The sequence below is a fragment of the Dokdonia sp. Asnod2-E02 genome (assembly GCF_045063915.1).
Taxonomy (GTDB): domain Bacteria; phylum Bacteroidota; class Bacteroidia; order Flavobacteriales; family Flavobacteriaceae; genus Dokdonia.
This window is the reverse complement of record NZ_JBEFNX010000005.1, coordinates 797,437-814,400: the sequence shown is the minus strand read 5'-3', so window position 1 is coordinate 814,400 and position 16,964 is coordinate 797,437. Positions and strand designations below refer to the sequence as shown.

The following is a 16,964-nucleotide window of genomic DNA, read 5'->3' as shown; positions in this document are numbered from 1 at the left end:
GCCTAAGATTTCTTTATCTTTTGCTCATCTGTTGCAAGTCTTTCTTCTTCTTTTTCTACAAACTTTTGATGTTCAGACTGTGCGTAGTGATCTTTTTTTCGGCTATAGATGCTTTTGATACCTTCTGCTTTTCCGTAAATAGTGACCTTGTCGTGAGGTAACATTTTAAAGTTACCAGACGGTGATCCAAAATAGCCTACGCCCTCACGCTCTACTCCTAGTATAGTGATTCCCTCCTCACGTAAGTCTAACTCTTGTAATGTGCGATGACACATCCAGCCATCATCATCTACCTGTGCTTCTATAATTTTATAGTCGTCTTTGAGGTGTAATACAGCAGCATAATCATTAATCTCAAGATCTGTATATTTTTTAAGCATCTTATTTATGATACGTGATAGCCCCCTGTCTACCCAAGCGCTCCTTATACCTAACCATAGTACAATCATTCCTCCTACTATAATTAGAAAACCATAAAGTCTAGAAGCATTAGACTCTGGTAATACAAATGTGAGGATGAGTGAAGACATTGCTGTTACAATACCCGCGTTACCTATGAGCATAAGGTTATAGATAATCTTACGTCTCACAGGGTGATTCATAATATTCTCTGTTTCTTGAGTGCTTAAACCAGCACCTGTGTAAGCAGATCTTGCTTGAAATTTGGCACTCTCGCTAGATAGGCCTGTATGTACAAGTGCGATAGTCGCTATTCTGGTAATGAGTACCGAGAGTGTGACAATAAGAAAAAGGGATACTGCTGCAATCATAGTAATATATTAGTATGTACAAAACTAGCTTTTATAAAGAAGCTTATTTATGAGTATTAAGGCCTTAAGTAATACTTATCCTCCTAGGGTGTTAAGGTAAAAAGCAAGTACTAATCCTATTGCTGTTGCTAGGCCTGTCCAGTATTTATCTTCTTTAAAAGCCTTTGGAAAAACTTCAATTGCTAGTGAAGCCACGACCGCTCCTCCAGCAAAACAGCGTATAAGGTCTAACGTGTCATTAGACACCTTGTCAAAGAAAAAATAGCCCACAAGTGCTGCTATAGATAACACAATTGCTGTGGCTGTCCATAACCAGATAATAGATTTTGAAGATCTACCATCGGCTTTCATTTCTTTTGCTCCACCTGCAGCCTCGGGTAGATTAGATAGTACAATAGAGCCAGATAGCGCTGCTACCGTGAGTGGGTCTGCACTTATAAGTGCAACTCCCAGTGCTAAGTTTTCTGGTAACCCGTCTAGGGTAATCGCAGCAAGTAAGCCTGAGCCACCGCTACTGGTACTCCATTTTTCTTTAACATAAAAATCAAGAATGGTAAATACAATAGCACCGGTAAAAACAGCTATAAGTGGTGTGATTATAGGCTCTTTTTCTAACGCCGGCTGTATAAGCTCAAGTACTGCAGATACCATAAGCGCTCCTCCTGCGAGTGCAACTAGAAAGCCTTCAGTTTTATTAGAAAGCCTACCATATACTCCCCATAGTGCGCCTGCGATAAGAGCAAAAGAAACAACGCAGATTACAATGATTGTAGTTAACATAATGTGCTAATATTATTTTTGAGTTCTTTTAAAATAATCTATGACGTGTAAACTTGTAAAACCGTGTATGAGTATACTAAATAGAATAACGTAGCTCACAATGCCAAAAAGCTCATCATAATCGGTAAAATTTCCTTTCATAAGAGCATAGCTTAAGTAAAAGAAACTACCTATGCCTCGTATTCCAAAAAAGCTTATTGCCCATTTTTTTGGTCCAGAAAAGTCTGTTGTGAGCATTGCCAAATACCCAAAAATAGGTCTCAAAATAAGTACAAATGCTAAACTTGCTATGACTCCCCAAATATCTGTATAAGAAAGAATACCAGACACAACAGCTCCACCAAAAAAGATAGTCCACAAGGCAACTAGTAATTTTTCAGTTTCTTCGGCAAAGTGAAGCATTGTTGAGTTTATGTTATCATCAGAATTTTTATCACAATGAAACTGCATAAACACCCCAGTAGCAAAAACGCTTAAAAACCCGTAGGTGTGTAAAACCTCACCTATGCCGTATGAAAAAAAAGTAAGTGCTACTGCTATAAAGCCATCTAGTATATATCGCTGGTGTTCTTTACTATGATATTGTACTACCCAACTGTATACATAACCTATAAATGAGCCTACGAGTATACCTCCTATAATCTTAAATAAGAAATAATAACCCGTAAAATGAAGCCAATCTATCTCTCCAAAGCTTGAAGAGTTACTCCATAATATAGCCAGAAAGACAAAAGGAAATGCAAACCCATCATTAATACCAGCCTCTGCTGTGAGCGTGTATCTTAAGCCAGTATTACGCTTTTTAAAATCTTGACTTTCTTCTAGCTGTAACTCACTTGCAAGTACAGGGTCTGTTGGTGCTAGAACCGCTGCTAGTAGTAGTGATACGGGGCCGTTGAGCCCTAATAAATAATAGGCAATAAGAAATACAGCCACCATAAAAAGAGGCATCGTGATCGCGATGAGTGATAGTGGTTTTTTCCAGTCACTCCATTTATAACTTGTACCTATTTTAAGACCTGCGGTCATTAAACTTATAATGACAATTACCTCACTCACAATTTTTCCAAACTCTAGTTCCCAAAGAGGATCTGGCCAGGGCAGTGGGGCACCCAGGTAGTATAAACACACCCCGAGTAATAGTAAAGGAATGATGTATGTTATTTTAAGCTTTTTTGAATACACAGGTATAAATGCCATAAGGGATATAGCAAGTCCTGTAAATGCAAGGGCAGGGTAGTATGACGAGATTTCTACTAGAGCTATCATTCTTCAACTTCGGTTTCTATAGTTATGGAGAATTGCTCTTGAGGAACCAGTTTTGTATAGGTGCTTTTTTTTGTGATGTCTAGTGATTCGTTTTCAGCGTCTGGTAGGCCTAACCAGGGTTCTATACAAACATAATCTGCTCCAGGTTGTGCCCACAGGGCTAGATGAGGATAGCCTGTAAATCGTATGACTAGGCCTTTTGTTTTTGCGCTTTCGCGTAAGCGTACCCAGCTATAATCTATTTCTGAAAATATGAGTGCGTCATCATTAAAGATAGTTTTTGACAAGGGTAGCAAAGCACCATTTGTTTCTACCTTTCTCATTGTAGAGGTGAGTAGGCCTTGATTGTTAAGAGTATGTGATGAGCGCTCTTGCACCTCTGGAAATTCTATAACATAGTCAGAAAGTGCTTTTGTAGCCGTTACGGGACAGGCGTAAGCAGTGTGACCACCACAAGTAAAATACATAGGCTCGCTGTCTAGATTTACTACGTTGTAACTCATAAGTAAGCGATTATTTTCTAAGGTATAAGTAATAGTAAAAGAAAACTTAAATGGATACAAGTGGTGAGTTGCCTCACTATGCGTAAGTGTATAAGAGCAAGAGGATGCACTAAGTTGTTTAAACTCAAAAGCATCATTATCTCTAGCGATACCGTGCTTAGGCATAGGGTATTCTTTGTCTTTGTAAATGATTTTATCACCTTTTATAGTTCCTATAGCAGGAAAAAGTGGTGGTGAGCTACTTCTCCATACATCTGGATCTATCTGCCAGATATATTCTTGTCCAGTTTTATTGTTTTTTAAAGAACGTATTTCAGCGCCTTTTTCAATTATGGAACACGTGAGTAGCTCATTTGTAATGATATGAAACATACGGGGTTTTTATTGTGATGGTACTTAAAGGTAGTATAATTTACGGCAAGTTGTATGGTGCCTTTATAAGAAATACGCTTTCGCGAAAAAGTTAAACTGCTTTTAAATAGTTCAAAAAATAATAAAACCGCTATTTGTAAATAGATATGATGGGTCTGTGCTTTTTATATACTCAGAAGCAAGAAATGTTAGTTTTTGAAATAAAAAAAAGGCTACTTGAGGGTAAGTAGCCTTTTACATCAATATGATTACGCTTAGTACGTCTAACAAATCAATCAATACTCAATCACATTGAAAAAAAGGGGCATTAATGCTTTCTTATAGAATCTCTTTTGGTCTAATTCAAATAATAACTGGTATGCTTATTACTTAGAGAGCCTATATTCTTTTTCCTTACAAAAAAACTTTAGGTTGACAGTAGGTGTCTGTTTTTTGTATTAACAAATGTAGATATATGTCTGACTATGAGAGGTTGAGTGATGTTCTTGAAGTTTGTGTATGGATAAACTGTGAGTAATTACAGATAAAATACACAGAAGAAAAGAGTTTTGAAATTAAAATGTACTATCTCCGTATTATGAAAGAGTGGTATGCCCGTTATGATATGAAAGTATGTATGAAAAACTAGAGCTGAGGTTTATGATGTATTACTAACAAGAAAAAGCATAAAAAAAAGGTACCCATAGATGGATACCTTTGCAAATAAAATAGTTTAAATACCCCTAATAATTTAAACCGTGGCAATAATACTAGATTTTGGGTTAGGTATTTTACGGATTTCCTTTTTTTGGGGTAAAAAAATTAATTTTTTTTTGACTCCTATATAAAGAGTAAAATGATGGTGAGAATAAAACCGCCTATTGCAAAGAGAATTCCTTTTCTGAAAATGGGCATTTTTGGCGTGTACATCCAGAATGCAGAAACCACAAAAAATAGAAGTGATGCTCCAAAGAAAATATTTAAAAAGTACACAGGACTCTTTGTTGTTGCCTTATGGAGGTGCTCCATTTTATCGAGTATGAAGGGAAGTTCCATCTTGCGAGTGGTTACAATACCGGTGTCTTGATTATAAGATCCTCCTTTAAAATAGAAAACAGCTCCCTCGGTTTTAGTGACTTTTGGGTTTTTGCGCAATTTTGAACTCAACTCGCTAGAGGTAAGCTTAGGCTCCATTTGCTTTTCTGTAATCACTTCGTGTTTTAAGAAATCTGTATTTCTATACACCATTACAATACCACTTATGGCATAGACGGCCATAATACCGGCTAGAAAGAAACCTAGGTATCTATGTATTGAACGTACTTTTAGTGAAAATGGGGTTTTGCGTTTTGCCATAATAATGTATTTCGTAAAGTCTTTAGACTATGTTTATAGAAAAAAGATCAATCTGTTTTAAAAATTAGTGTGGCAAATGTATCATTTAGACACCGCAGAACAAAGAGAATTATTGCGGTAAGTACAAGATATATTTCCATACGTATATCTTGGATATACGGTCATATTTTTGGGAGCGACGGTGTTTTTTTAAGCGTGTTTTGTTAGTTATTTAAGAAATAACATTAATGCAATCTTTTTTTTCGCAAAAGAGAGCCTCGTATTCTTGAGCTTCTAGAAATGGTTATTAATAATATAGTCTAAAATCGAGTAGTTTACAAAGTTTATAATGCTTTTGAAACATCATTTCTACTACCTCTTTGTAATCATCATTTTCTTGAAACATATTAAAAAAGACTCTGTCTATAGTGTTTGAGCTAGAGAAGGTATCATTGCGCGTTCCATACCCAGAGATGGCCCTTGCTCCCGTAACATCTAAGAAGTATTGTGACTCCTCATCTGTAAGATCAAGAGCTTTTCTGTTTGAAAAATGGATGATCTTACCCGTCATTTTACCTTCAAAAATTTCGGCAATTTCCTCAATGCTATAGTAGTAGTCATTAAGCATAATATTATTGGGCTGGCCAGACATAATGAGGTAAATAATTTCATAATCCTTAAAATGGTGGTCATCATAAATGAGCGCATTTAAGCTATCTTCGAGTCCCTCTATGGTATCGCAGCTTTTATAAATACTCGTAATACCTTCGGTTAGGGCAATTTCTTCTAGCGTCTTTACAACCTCTGTGGTCACTTCCTTATCTACATCTGTAACAGCTTCGAGGCAGTAAATAAATTTTTCAGCTTCGATATAAGGTTCTTTGTGCGATTGAATTTCATTCATAGTAGAGTAAAAAATTAAGTTACTATAACTTAAAAATGATGCCTGATGTAGGTTTTTTTTGGGTTACAAAAATAGAATAAAACTATTTTGATAACCCTTTATCATCACGACAAATGTTGAGAATAGATATAGAATTTTATACCTCGTTGTTTATTCAATATTGTAAGTAATTTATGATATTTTGATTTTTATATACTGCTATAAACTAGTTTGATGCAGATGATATTACCTTTTATTCCGCTTTCGCGAAAGCATAAACCTATTTTTATAAGATTATGCGTGTAAAATGCGATTATTTTTAATAGTTTTATTTTTAAAATGCAGTATGTAAAGCTGTTACCCCATAAAAATGAGCGATTGATATGGCAAAAGCTATAAAAGAAATGATGTTTGATAAAAAGCCTACTTATGAGGATTTAGAAAAACAAATAGAAGCTTTAAAGTTTGAAAATGAACAGGTTTATAAAAAACTTTATGACAACTCTACTATCTCTATCTGGAATGAAGATTTTACGCTCGTATTTGAAGAAATAGAAAAAATTAAAACACTCAAGATTGTTGATGTCAACAAGTACTTAAATGAAAATCCAGAGGTCGTATTTTTATTACTAGAAAAGTTAAAAATAAATAGTGTAAACCAGGCTACTTTGAAAATTTTCAGAGCTTGTAGTAAAGAAGATTTTTTAAATAATGTACATAGAACCTTTGGCAATGGAGCAACAGAAGTTTTTATAAAACTTATAGTAGCCATTTGGAACAATAAAAAAACATTTTCTTCTGAGGTAAATTATAAGACTCTGGATGGTGACGAGTTTGCTGCTATGATATCTCTAAACATACCACAAACATTATTAGAACAAAAAACCGTCCCTGTTACTATACAAGACATAAGTGCGCTTAAGGAGGCAGAGTATGCCAAAAAAAGATCTATATCAAATCTACAACAGGCTCAAAAAATAGGAAAAATAGGAAGCTGGGAATGGGAGTGGAAAACAGGTGCTGTTTACTGGTCTGATGAAATGCTTAATATTTTTGGACTTAAAAGAGGAGAGATTGACCTCACAAGTAAGAACGTGGGTAAATTTATTGTAAAGGAAGATAGAGAAAAAGTAAATGATATCATTAGAGGGCTTTACAAGGGTAAAGGTATGAAGCCTTTTAAATTTAGAATATTAAGGTCTAATAGTGAGATAAGACATTTAAATATTCTAGGGATAGAGGTTGTAGATGGAAAAGTTTTTGGAGTTACACAAGACGTAACAGATAAAGAGAAAATTGAAAATGATCTTAAAGCAGCTCAAGCATTAGGAAAAGTAGGTAGCTGGCTATTTGATATCGCTACCCAAGAAATAGAATGGTCTAATGCAATGTTTAATATATGGGGTCTTGACTCATCTCAAGGCGCGCCGCAATATGATGAATTACTAGAGAGTGTTCATCCAGATTATCTAGATTTATGGAATAATTCTGTGCAAAAAGCTATAGAAAATGGTACACCTTATGATATAGAACATAAAATATGTCTTCCCGATGGTAATGAGAAAGTGGTAAGATGTATATGTGAACCTGTACTTTGTCCTAACGGAATGGTTATAAGTTTAAAGGGTACAGGGCAAGATGTTACGGAACAAAAACTACTAGATGCTGCACTTGTAAAAGCTAAAGACAAAGCTGAGGAAAGTGAAAATCATCTCAATAACATTATTAATAACATAGGTGATCCTGTTTTTGTAAAAGACAAAGAGAGTAGACTACTTATTGTTAATGATGCATTTTGTACACTCTATGGATATAATAGAAATGATATAATAGGTAAGACTCTAGGTGAAGGATTGCCTAGTGAAGAAACAGGACCCGTGTTTGATATTGACAGGCAACTTGTTCTTGACGGAATAGAAAATGTTACCGAAAAAAACGCAGTTATCAGAGATGGTAAGTCAAAAAGAATATCTACTAGAAAAACGCGCTTTATAGACTCTGAGGGTAATGTGTTCATAGTTGGAGTTATACACGATATTACCGAGCGCTTTAAAACAGAAACCATAATAAAAGAGGCAAAGGAACGTGCAGAAGCAAATGAAAGACGCTTTCAAATTTTAATGCAAAATCTAGAAGCTGGCGTCGTGGTGCACGCCCCAGATACCTCAATAGTGCAATGCAATGATAGAGCTTCAGAAATATTAGGTATTAATCAAGAAGATGTACAAGACAAGGGGCTGTGTTATATCAATTCTAAACTTATAAACTTTGATAAGTCACCACTAGCATTATCAGAATATCCTGTAAATAAAATTGCAGAGACTAAAGAGTCTATAAATAATCAAATCATCAGGCTTATAGGCCCGAATGATGAGGATGTAAAGTGGACAACTCTTAATGGTTTTCCCGTACTTAATGATGTAGGAGAAATTACAGAGATAGTTACGGTTTTTATTGATATAACTGAGCAGCGACAAAATGAAAAGGACAAACTTAAAGCCAAATTATTATTAGATAGGACCGAAAAAGAGTTAAGTGATGCTCAGACCCTTGCAAAAATAGGAAGCTGGCTGGTAAAAACTCCAGGTAATAAAATGGAGTGGTCTAAAGAGATGTATAATATTTGGGGCTATGATTATAATGAGGAGTTGCCAGATTATGAAGATGTTATCGATAGGGTACACCCAGATGATAAATTAGAGCTCCAAAAAATTCTTGACAAAGCCTTTACTTTAGGCAAACCATACAATGTAGAATTCAGAATTTTAATCCCCCACAAACCTCAGAAAACGATAAGATCAATATGTCAACCGGTAACTGATAATGATGGTGAAGTAATAAGCCTAGCGGGTACTAATCAAGATATAACTCAACAAAAAAAAATAGCTCAAGAACTTATAAGAGCAAAAGAAAAAGCAGAGGAGAGTGACCGATTAAAATCTGCATTTCTTGCAAATTTAAGCCACGAGATGCGCACCCCTATGAATGGTATTTTAGGGTTTTCAGAATTACTAAGGAGAAAAAACATATCTGAAGAAAAAAAGGATATTTATCTAGAACTTATAGAAAAAGAAGGACACCGTCTTTTGAGTTTTATCTCTAACATTGTTGATATCTCTAAGATAGAGTCTAACATCATAAATATTGAAAATTCTCATCTTAATCTCAATTCCCTTATTGATGATTTATATTCAAAATATCAATTAAAACTAGAAGGTACAAATGTTAAACTTGAAGTTAATAAGGGGCTATCAGGTACAGATAGCGGTATAGAAACTGATGAGAATAAACTCGTTCAAATATTATCTAACCTACTAGAAAACGCAATAAAATTTACAAAGGAGGGCTCTATAGAATTTGGCTACACATTAAAGGAAGAAATACTACAGTTCTATGTTAAAGATTCTGGAATAGGAATAGATGAAGAAGAACAAAAAAACATCTTTGACCGATTTACGCAGGGTAAAAGGGAGCAAACTCATAATCTAGGTGTAGGATTAGGTTTGTCTATTGTAAAAGGCCTAATTAAAATTTTGAATGGATCTGTATGGATAGAATCAAAAATGGGTGAAGGATCAATATTTTATTTTACAATTCCTTATAAAAAAGTAGTAGATAAGATTACTATTGTAAATGACCCTAGTGAAACAACTTTAGAAAATGGTGATTTTACAATTTTAATAGCCGAAGATGATAATTTGAGTTTTCTTTATGTAAAAGCTTGTCTTTCTAATTATAACTGTACCGTTATACGAGCTGTTAATGGTAAGGAGGCCGTAAAAATTGTTAATAAAAACCCCTCACTAGATCTCGTATTAATGGATATAAATATGCCAGAAATGGACGGTAACGATGCTCTAGTAGAAATAAGGAAAACAAATAAAGAAATAAAAATAATTGCTCAGACCGGTCTCGCTATGTCTGGTGATAAAGAAAAAATGCTCAATGCTGGCTTTACCGACTATGTATCAAAACCTATTTCTACCTCACAACTCATAAGCACAATAAACAAGCACTTAAAGATAGCAACGTAAGCTCATAGCTTCATAAACTCTTAACGTATTTGTTACCCAAAAATAATAAACCCCGCAAACACTAGTCTTACGGGGTTTAATGAATTGTAGGTTCCTATGAAGTTAATTTTAATTTGATGGAACTTAAGCCTCACGGATAATAATTAATGGTTCTCATAATTTTTAAGTGCAGATTTAGACTAGTTCATCTTCCTAGTGGCAGGGACATCCCAAACATCAACATATTTAAACTTTCTAATAATCTTACCTTTGGTGTTAATTACGCCCCACTTACGTTTATATTTTACAGCACACTGGTCATCCTTATATCCTTGTGCACCTCCAAAACCGTACAACAAGTCATCATATTTATAGTCAATGACAAGCTCTCCTTTAGTATTGATGAAGCCATATTTCTTGTTTAATTTTACAGAAAACAATCCTTGGCATCTCTCGCCTAGTTCTTTATAGATTATAGGGATAACAACTTCGTTGGCTTTATTAATAACACCGTATTTACCCTCATATTTTACTATGGCTAGCGGTTCTTCACCTTGAAAGGTTGGTTCGTCTTCAAAGCAATCATAAAAAAAATCTAGAACTTTATCATACTCATAAACCTGTCCTATCATTTCTTTTCCGTCTTGAGCATTCAAGAGTTGTACTGCACATAGAATTACTGTTGTCAAAATTAATTTTACTGTTTTCATATTATAGTTATTAGTTTGTTAATCACACTTCTTTCCAAAAATTGGCTTCGTGCCATCTTGAAATTTTACTACTAAGCACGTCTTGCTTTTGATATATTTTAAATCCTTTTTTAATTGGTCATTATTTGCATTTTTTCTATTCTTAGGGTGATAATAGAGTTCGATTTTTTCTACATATTCACTGTCTAGTAAACTTTGAGGTAGTGATTTGAGATACTTAGAATACACAGAAAACGTTTCTAGGTTATCTAATTCGTCAAAAACAGAAGAGTCAACATTTATGTGGGTTAAGTAACCATTTCCAATAAATGTGATATCATTAAGATTACTTAACTCTTTAATCTCTGAGTTTAGGGTAAAAGACCCTCCATTTAATAGATCTGAAGTTAAATCTCCTGTAGAGTACAAATCTAAGGTTAGGCTTTCTAGGTTTACTAATTTTTCAATGTCTTTAGGTAAACTTTTACTCTTATAATTTCTTAGTGTGAGACTCCTTAAATTTATAAGGTTATTAATGTTTTGGCTAAGCTTATAAGAATTCCAATTAGCAAACTCGGCTTTTTTTAGACTAGCCATTTTCTCATCAGTGATAAGACTTTGTTTTTTTGCTATTTCGGCTATATCATTATCTCTTTTTGCAATAGCGTTTTGATATGCTCTTTCTTTCTTTTCGCTCTCTATAGATTTTCTCCTATCTCTTTCTTGTAGTCCCGAAACTATACTATTTGAGATTTGGCTTACAGCATTTCCAAGTTGTTGAGAAGAAGTTTTAACGCTAGCGACACGATCTTGTGTTTCTTGCATAATTTCGGCTCCTCGCTCTCTATCTAGTCGAGCTGCCTTTTCTGCTGGAGATTCTTTTACGCTAAAATCAGTTGAATTTGTATCATTACTTTCGTTGGATGTTGCATTATCACTATTATCTGTTTTCGAGTTAGTATTGCTCGTATTATTTGAATAGTTTTCACTGTCCTCATCATTGGTGATATTTTGATTTGAAGTTAATAGTTTATTCCAAGCGGCATACATTTGATTCCAATACCCTTCAGCGTTTATGATTTTATCTTTGTGATAATTGTCCATACTATTACAGTACCTAGAATCATCATTACAAATCCTTTTAAAATCTTTATAGTAATTAGTTATCACTATTATATCACCGTCGATTGGGTTGTTCCAATCTGCCTTTACTTCATTTAATACTTTAATATTTGATTTGATTACAGAGACGGGGATAGTTTCGGGATTGCCTCCTGGGTATGTCACAATCGCTGTAGTACCATAGATGTCCTGAAAAAATAATTTTCCAGTTTTCAAATTGGTGCCACGATATATTTTGTCTTGAGCTTTTTCTGCTTTGTCATAGTCGTACGACTGAGAAAACCCATAGTTGCTGATTAAAATTAGAATGGTTGTTAAGAAGATTCTCATTTTGAATGGTTTTAATTCACTCAAAAATAAAATCTTAGATACCCAAGATAAATACCCAAACTTGGGTAAATATGGTATGTAAGTGATTACTTGTTTTATAGATTTAACTCGTTCTCAACGCAGTTAAAGTTTCTTAAGAAGATACTAGAATGCAATCACTATTCAAAATCGTATCGCTTTTGTAACCCATAGCGCAACAATTCTCCGGAGCCACTAAGGCCTAATTTCTGGATCATATTCTTACGATGTGTTTCTACTGTGCTTCTCGATATAAATAGGAGTTCGGCTATTTCAGGATTGTTTTTTCCTTCTGTAATGAGTTTTAGGATTTCCTTTTGTCGCTGTGTGAGCACATTAATTCCTACATTATTTTGAGAGGAGGCGGGAGTAGCAACACCTTTGTCATAATAATCTTCGCCAGCATTTACTTTACGCACGGCTTCAAGGAGTATGGAGAGACTAGAGTTTTTGAGTACATAGCCTTTTGCACCTGCAGCAATCATCTGGTCAATCGCTTTCTTTTGATCAAACATTGTGAAGGCAATCACCTTAGTTTCTGGAAATTCTTTTAAAATTTGTGTCGTTGCTGCTATGCCATCTATAATGGGCATTCGTACATCTGTGACTACAATCGATGGTCTTTTTTTGCTAACTAAGTCAATTAATTCCTCACCATTTTTTGCGAAGCCTACGAGTTCAATATCTACCTCATATTTTAGAAAGAGTGCAATCCCTTCACTAAAACTCAAATGATCTTCAGCAATGGCGAGTCGTATCATACTATTGGGATGTTGATTATGATTGACGTTCCGCGACCTTCTTTGGCGTCTATTGTTAAGTTTCCGTCAAGCGCCTTTATACGTCTTTCTATAGAGGATAAGCCCATTCCGTCTGTTTTTAATGATGTTTTTTCTGGATCAAATCCTTTGCCGTCATCTTCATATACAAGATTAATTTTATCTTCAAAATAAGTGAGGTCGATGGTTACCGCTTTCGCGAAAGCGTGCTTAATTGTATTTGTAATAAGTTCTTGAATAATCCTGAAAAGCGTAAGCTCCACCGCATTACCTATACGAGTGTCCTCCCCGTGAGAAAACACCTCAATGACCAGTTGGTTTGCACCTGAAACCTGTGCCGCATACTCCTTAATAGCAGGAAGCAAACCTAGAGAAATAGGATTTCCAGAGTTGCGCTCGTGAGCAATGCTGCGTACTTTTTGATAGGCAAGCTCAAGTATATCATCTGTTTTTTTAATGAGAGTTTCTTGCTCTTCTTCAAGCCTATTTTTCTTAATCTTAAGATTTTCCATATACAGCTTTAAGGTTGCAAGAAGTCCACCTAAATTGTCGTGTAGGTCCTCTGCTATGCGCTGTCTTTCTTTTGCTTGACCTTCTACCATAGCGTCTATGCTGGAGAGTTCTTGGTTTCTTAAAAGTATCTCGTTTTCTCGCTCTGTGAGTAATCGCTTTTTACGCTGATTTTTAATCAAGAAAATAGCTGTAAGGGCAATTGCAATAAGCGCAAGGAGTGTGGCAATGAGTAATGAACGATTAAGTAAACGTTTCTTTTTCTCAAGCTCATTTTCTAGTTCTAGTTCGCGCGTTCTATATAGGGTCAAGTTTTTATTCTGACTTTCAATTTGTGCGCTATCTGTATACTGTACATATAATTCTTTATAATAAAGAGCGCTATCAAGCGCCGCAATATTTTTATAATCTGAAGCGAGGTAATTATAGAGGTTACGTTTATTATTTATCTTAAACTGTTTTATCCCAATCTTATCTGCTCGACGCATATAGGTGATGGCCTCTTTAAAATTTTCATTAGAGCGAGGTACGGTAGCTCTATTGAGATGAGCATAAAACAGATCGTCTGAAGTTCCATATAATTCTGAAAGTTGCAACGACTTGTCAAAGTGATAAATAGCCGAATCCTGTTGCGTCGTAAAATTTGAATAATACAAGCCTAAGTAACTGTGATAAAGCTCCACTCGCGATGAATCTCCTATTCTTCTGGCAATTGCTTTTGCCTTATTCATTTGAGAGAAAAACTCTTTTTTGTGAGTAGCATCAAATTTTGCTGCCGCTAGACCTATTCTAGCAAGTAACTCACCTATTGGGTCATTGAGCTGCTGGCTATTAGTCAACAACGTATTGAGTAAATTCTTGTTTTCTATAGCTAGATGCTCTTGCGAACTAATAATATAATGCAGTTCATAGTTTAATCTATTTGCTTGAATAGGAGCGTTAGATTCTTTAAATAACTTCTGGGCAATCGTGAGGTTACGATAGGCAAGATCTTCTTGGTTTGCATAGCTATAAGATTTACCAAGGCTTTTGTTGTAGTATGCTCTGTCTATACCTGAAAGTGCTGTGCTATCGATTTTTTTAAGATAAACAGACGCTGTATTCATTTCCTTCTCATACATTCTAAACAAGACCTGTATGTTGAGAAGAACATTTTTGTTAGTCTGTGACGACTCAAAACCTTCTAGTACTAAAGCTGCTTTATCTACTTGCTTGTATTGCAGTAATGAGTCAATAGTTTTAATCTGCGCACTAAGTCGGATGCTCAAAGCGCAGAAAAAAAGGAGTAATATGTAAAGTCTTTTTACTGGCATTTTTTTATTCTGTACCTGGTTTTAGGACGCCGCCGTTTGTTGTTAAGGGTTGTGCTATTCCATCGACGCTTGATTTTTTCTTATATTCTTCTACGACTTCAGTAACCATTTCGTTTAATTCTGTCCTTGGTATCCTTCCATTGTTAGTGTGTTCAAAAGCCTTAAATAAAAGTACTCCAAGATTTTTCAAAATTTCATCCTCAAATAAATTGACATTTTCTTCGTGAACTGTAATTACCGGTAAACTTTTTTTAAAATCAATAAGTTCATCGAATTGTCCTTTTTCTGTATAAAATTCTAGCTTAAAATTATCACTAATTGCAGTATTATTACCAGTAGCTTTGTGGTTGTAAACATAAAGTATTCCTGCGACTTTGTTACCTGAATACAATAGGCTATGCTTACTTTTAGCTGTGTCATTTTTGTACAAAAAATTATACTTAGGTTTTCCATTAGTCATATTGTCCTTAGGCAAGCATACTACAAAAGAATAGCTACCGTCAGATTCAATGTACGCATCATCTGTAATATGAAAATTATCTAATGGTTCTCCACCACCGATATTACTTTTACTTGTCATATATTTTATTTTTTAAAATTATTTGTAAATATCTCTCATATTATCACTTTTGAAAATACCCAATCTTAGGTAGTTTGCATATTGTCTTTTGCACAATCGTTATGGGGAAATTTAACAAGGATTTACTAGGTGAGGTTGCAATATATTGAAAATAAGAATAATGCAATAGATATCCCTAAGGTTGGGTATAAAAATTAGACAGGAGGTATACTAGTTTTGATTTTTTGTAATTCTAAAAAGACATAATTTATGAAATTTTTTTACTCGACATTGGTAATACTTACCATATTGCTTTTAACAAGTTGCGGCACTATAAATAATCTAGGTGAAGGTGCTCATCTTGCAAGTTACAAAGCAGATAAAAGAGGAAGCCTTATAGTGGTTAAAGATGGACAAGCGACTATGCTTTCAGAAGTACAACCAGATGCTATTATATCTTCAGTTATGAAGTTCACTAATAAATTAGATATTAAAGGTAAATTTACAGCAGATCAAGCGGTTGATATCACACAGGCTGTTACAAAACTAGGTGAGCGTACCGAAGCAGTAAATATTTTAAGAGATGCCCTTTACAGACTTGCTGAAATTCAAAATTCTAAATGTGAAATAGACTCTGTGACGGAAAAAATTTTTATGAAAATTGTTGAAAGTGCAGAGACTATAGCACTTGCAGATAAAGAAAGTAGTGCAGCGGAAAACGCTAAAACTCAATTAGAGTTATTCACTAAGAGGAAGGATTATATAGAGAGGATTGGTTCAGATAACTATTTAAAATCACTCGATGACGATAATTAAGGTATATTCTTTTAGAAACGTAACCTAAATATTGAAACTGAATAACATTGGTCGCTCTAAGCGGGCTTTTTAGGGCTCAAATGATGTGTTAGTGTTGAATTTGAATAAATAAGAGAATGAGAGGATCGTTTTGTTGTTATATCCTGAAGTAAGGAATGATACGTAACCGCTGCATATTTTAATGAGGTAATGGTACATAGTTGTGGTTTAGCCAATATTAATATTTTAGACAATAAAAATAATCTAGACATAAAAGTAAGTTATCGTGTTTTATCAATTTTAAAAATGAATAGAATTGATTAAGTATTCTTGTCAACCTATTTGTTACCCAAAAATAATAAACCCCGTAAACACTAGTCTTACGGGGTTTAATTGTGGAGTCGGAGGGATTCGAACCCTCGTCCAAACAAGCAATGTTATTGCTTTCTACGTGTGTAGTCTCTGTTTAGATTTTCGTGAGATTGCCGGTCAGTGACTACCAACGCACCCCTTATCTTCAATTAAGTTTCTCTCTCGCATCAAAGCCCTACAAGAGATAGGTTTACTTTTACGAAGTCACTATATCGATTGCCGTAAACCAAGGCTCTCGAGTGACTTCCTGCTTGTCTACCTTGTAGACCGAGGCGTAATCTTACTATAATTCAGATTATGCAGCTAGGGCGTAGTTATTCTCGCCGTTTAAAAAAGTTGAAATATGAGATTTACGAGCTATTTTCCAGCGCTCGACACGCTTACAATACCATTGATCTCGCTGTCAAAACCAGTCGACCCCAGTAGTATCACTCTCACACGTACTCCGTAACTCATAAGCTGTAAAGTTTATAAGATCTCTTGTACGCTTTCGCGAAAGCGGAATAGCAAATATAGCACTAAACCTTATATTTGCTCTTAATAAAATGCAAAAGCTATACCAACAATATAGCC

Annotated in this window: 13 protein-coding genes and 1 other RNA gene; 2 read left to right on the top strand and 12 right to left on the bottom strand. The window is 34.8% G+C overall.

Annotated features, from left to right (window positions below; translation table 11 throughout):
• Positions 1-2: 2 nt before the first annotated feature.
• From ACJJVM_RS03605 to ACJJVM_RS03580, 6 genes are all read right to left on the bottom strand, one after another.
• The gene (locus tag ACJJVM_RS03605) at positions 3-770 is read right to left on the bottom strand and encodes a TrkA C-terminal domain-containing protein (protein ID WP_299148176.1); all 768 of its coding nucleotides are present in this window, start codon (positions 768-770) and stop codon (positions 3-5) included.
• Positions 771-845: 75 nt separating this feature from the next.
• Positions 846-1,550 (bottom strand): ZIP family metal transporter, encoded by a 705-nt coding sequence (locus ACJJVM_RS03600; RefSeq protein ID WP_038599977.1) that lies wholly within the window; start codon positions 1,548-1,550, stop codon positions 846-848.
• Between the two features lie 12 nt (positions 1,551-1,562).
• Positions 1,563-2,819, bottom strand: coding sequence for a sodium:proton antiporter (locus ACJJVM_RS03595; protein WP_299148180.1), 1,257 nt, complete (start codon positions 2,817-2,819; stop codon positions 1,563-1,565).
• Positions 2,816-3,694 (bottom strand): aldose 1-epimerase family protein, encoded by an 879-nt coding sequence (locus ACJJVM_RS03590; RefSeq protein WP_405210836.1) that lies wholly within the window; start codon positions 3,692-3,694, stop codon positions 2,816-2,818. The genes ACJJVM_RS03595 and ACJJVM_RS03590 overlap by 4 nt, the downstream gene beginning before the upstream one ends.
• Before the next feature lie 819 nt (positions 3,695-4,513).
• Positions 4,514-5,029: a PepSY domain-containing protein gene (locus ACJJVM_RS03585; protein WP_298352313.1), complete on the bottom strand. Its 516-nt coding sequence runs from the start codon at positions 5,027-5,029 to the stop codon at positions 4,514-4,516.
• Positions 5,030-5,315: 286 nt separating this feature from the next.
• Complete coding sequence (locus ACJJVM_RS03580) at positions 5,316-5,879, bottom strand: DUF6642 family protein (RefSeq protein ID WP_405212169.1); 564 nt, start codon at positions 5,877-5,879, stop codon at positions 5,316-5,318.
• A 395-nt stretch (positions 5,880-6,274) separates the two neighbouring features.
• Here ACJJVM_RS03580 and ACJJVM_RS03575 point away from each other — a divergent pair, with 395 nt between their 5' ends.
• The gene (locus ACJJVM_RS03575) at positions 6,275-9,925 is read left to right on the top strand and encodes a PAS domain S-box protein (RefSeq protein ID WP_405210835.1); all 3,651 of its coding nucleotides are present in this window, start codon (positions 6,275-6,277) and stop codon (positions 9,923-9,925) included.
• A gap of 179 nt (positions 9,926-10,104) precedes the next feature.
• Here the strand turns inward: ACJJVM_RS03575 and ACJJVM_RS03570 are convergent, their stop codons facing one another.
• The 5 genes from ACJJVM_RS03570 to ACJJVM_RS03550 form a co-directional block, all read right to left on the bottom strand.
• A complete protein-coding gene (locus ACJJVM_RS03570; protein ID WP_339847634.1) occupies positions 10,105-10,614 on the bottom strand; it encodes a WG repeat-containing protein in 510 nt (169 codons plus the stop codon).
• Between the two features lie 18 nt (positions 10,615-10,632).
• Positions 10,633-12,045, bottom strand: a complete 1,413-nt coding sequence (locus tag ACJJVM_RS03565) for a hypothetical protein (RefSeq protein WP_405210834.1) — start codon at positions 12,043-12,045, stop codon at positions 10,633-10,635.
• A 158-nt stretch (positions 12,046-12,203) separates the two neighbouring features.
• Positions 12,204-12,824, bottom strand: coding sequence for a response regulator (locus ACJJVM_RS03560; RefSeq protein WP_405210833.1), 621 nt, complete (start codon positions 12,822-12,824; stop codon positions 12,204-12,206).
• Positions 12,821-14,620, bottom strand: coding sequence for a sensor histidine kinase (locus ACJJVM_RS03555; RefSeq protein ID WP_405210832.1), 1,800 nt, complete (start codon positions 14,618-14,620; stop codon positions 12,821-12,823). Before ACJJVM_RS03555 ends, ACJJVM_RS03560 begins: the two co-directional genes overlap by 4 nt.
• 49 nt (positions 14,621-14,669) lie before the next feature.
• Complete coding sequence (locus tag ACJJVM_RS03550; protein ID WP_405210831.1) at positions 14,670-15,245, bottom strand: hypothetical protein; 576 nt, start codon at positions 15,243-15,245, stop codon at positions 14,670-14,672.
• A 249-nt stretch (positions 15,246-15,494) separates the two neighbouring features.
• Here ACJJVM_RS03550 and ACJJVM_RS03545 point away from each other — a divergent pair, with 249 nt between their 5' ends.
• The gene (locus ACJJVM_RS03545; protein WP_405210830.1) at positions 15,495-16,040 is read left to right on the top strand and encodes a hypothetical protein; all 546 of its coding nucleotides are present in this window, start codon (positions 15,495-15,497) and stop codon (positions 16,038-16,040) included.
• Positions 16,041-16,412: 372 nt separating this feature from the next.
• Here ACJJVM_RS03545 and ssrA read toward each other — a convergent pair.
• Positions 16,413-16,812, bottom strand: a transfer-messenger RNA (tmRNA) gene (gene ssrA / locus ACJJVM_RS03540).
• Between the last annotated feature and the right edge of the window lie 152 nt (positions 16,813-16,964).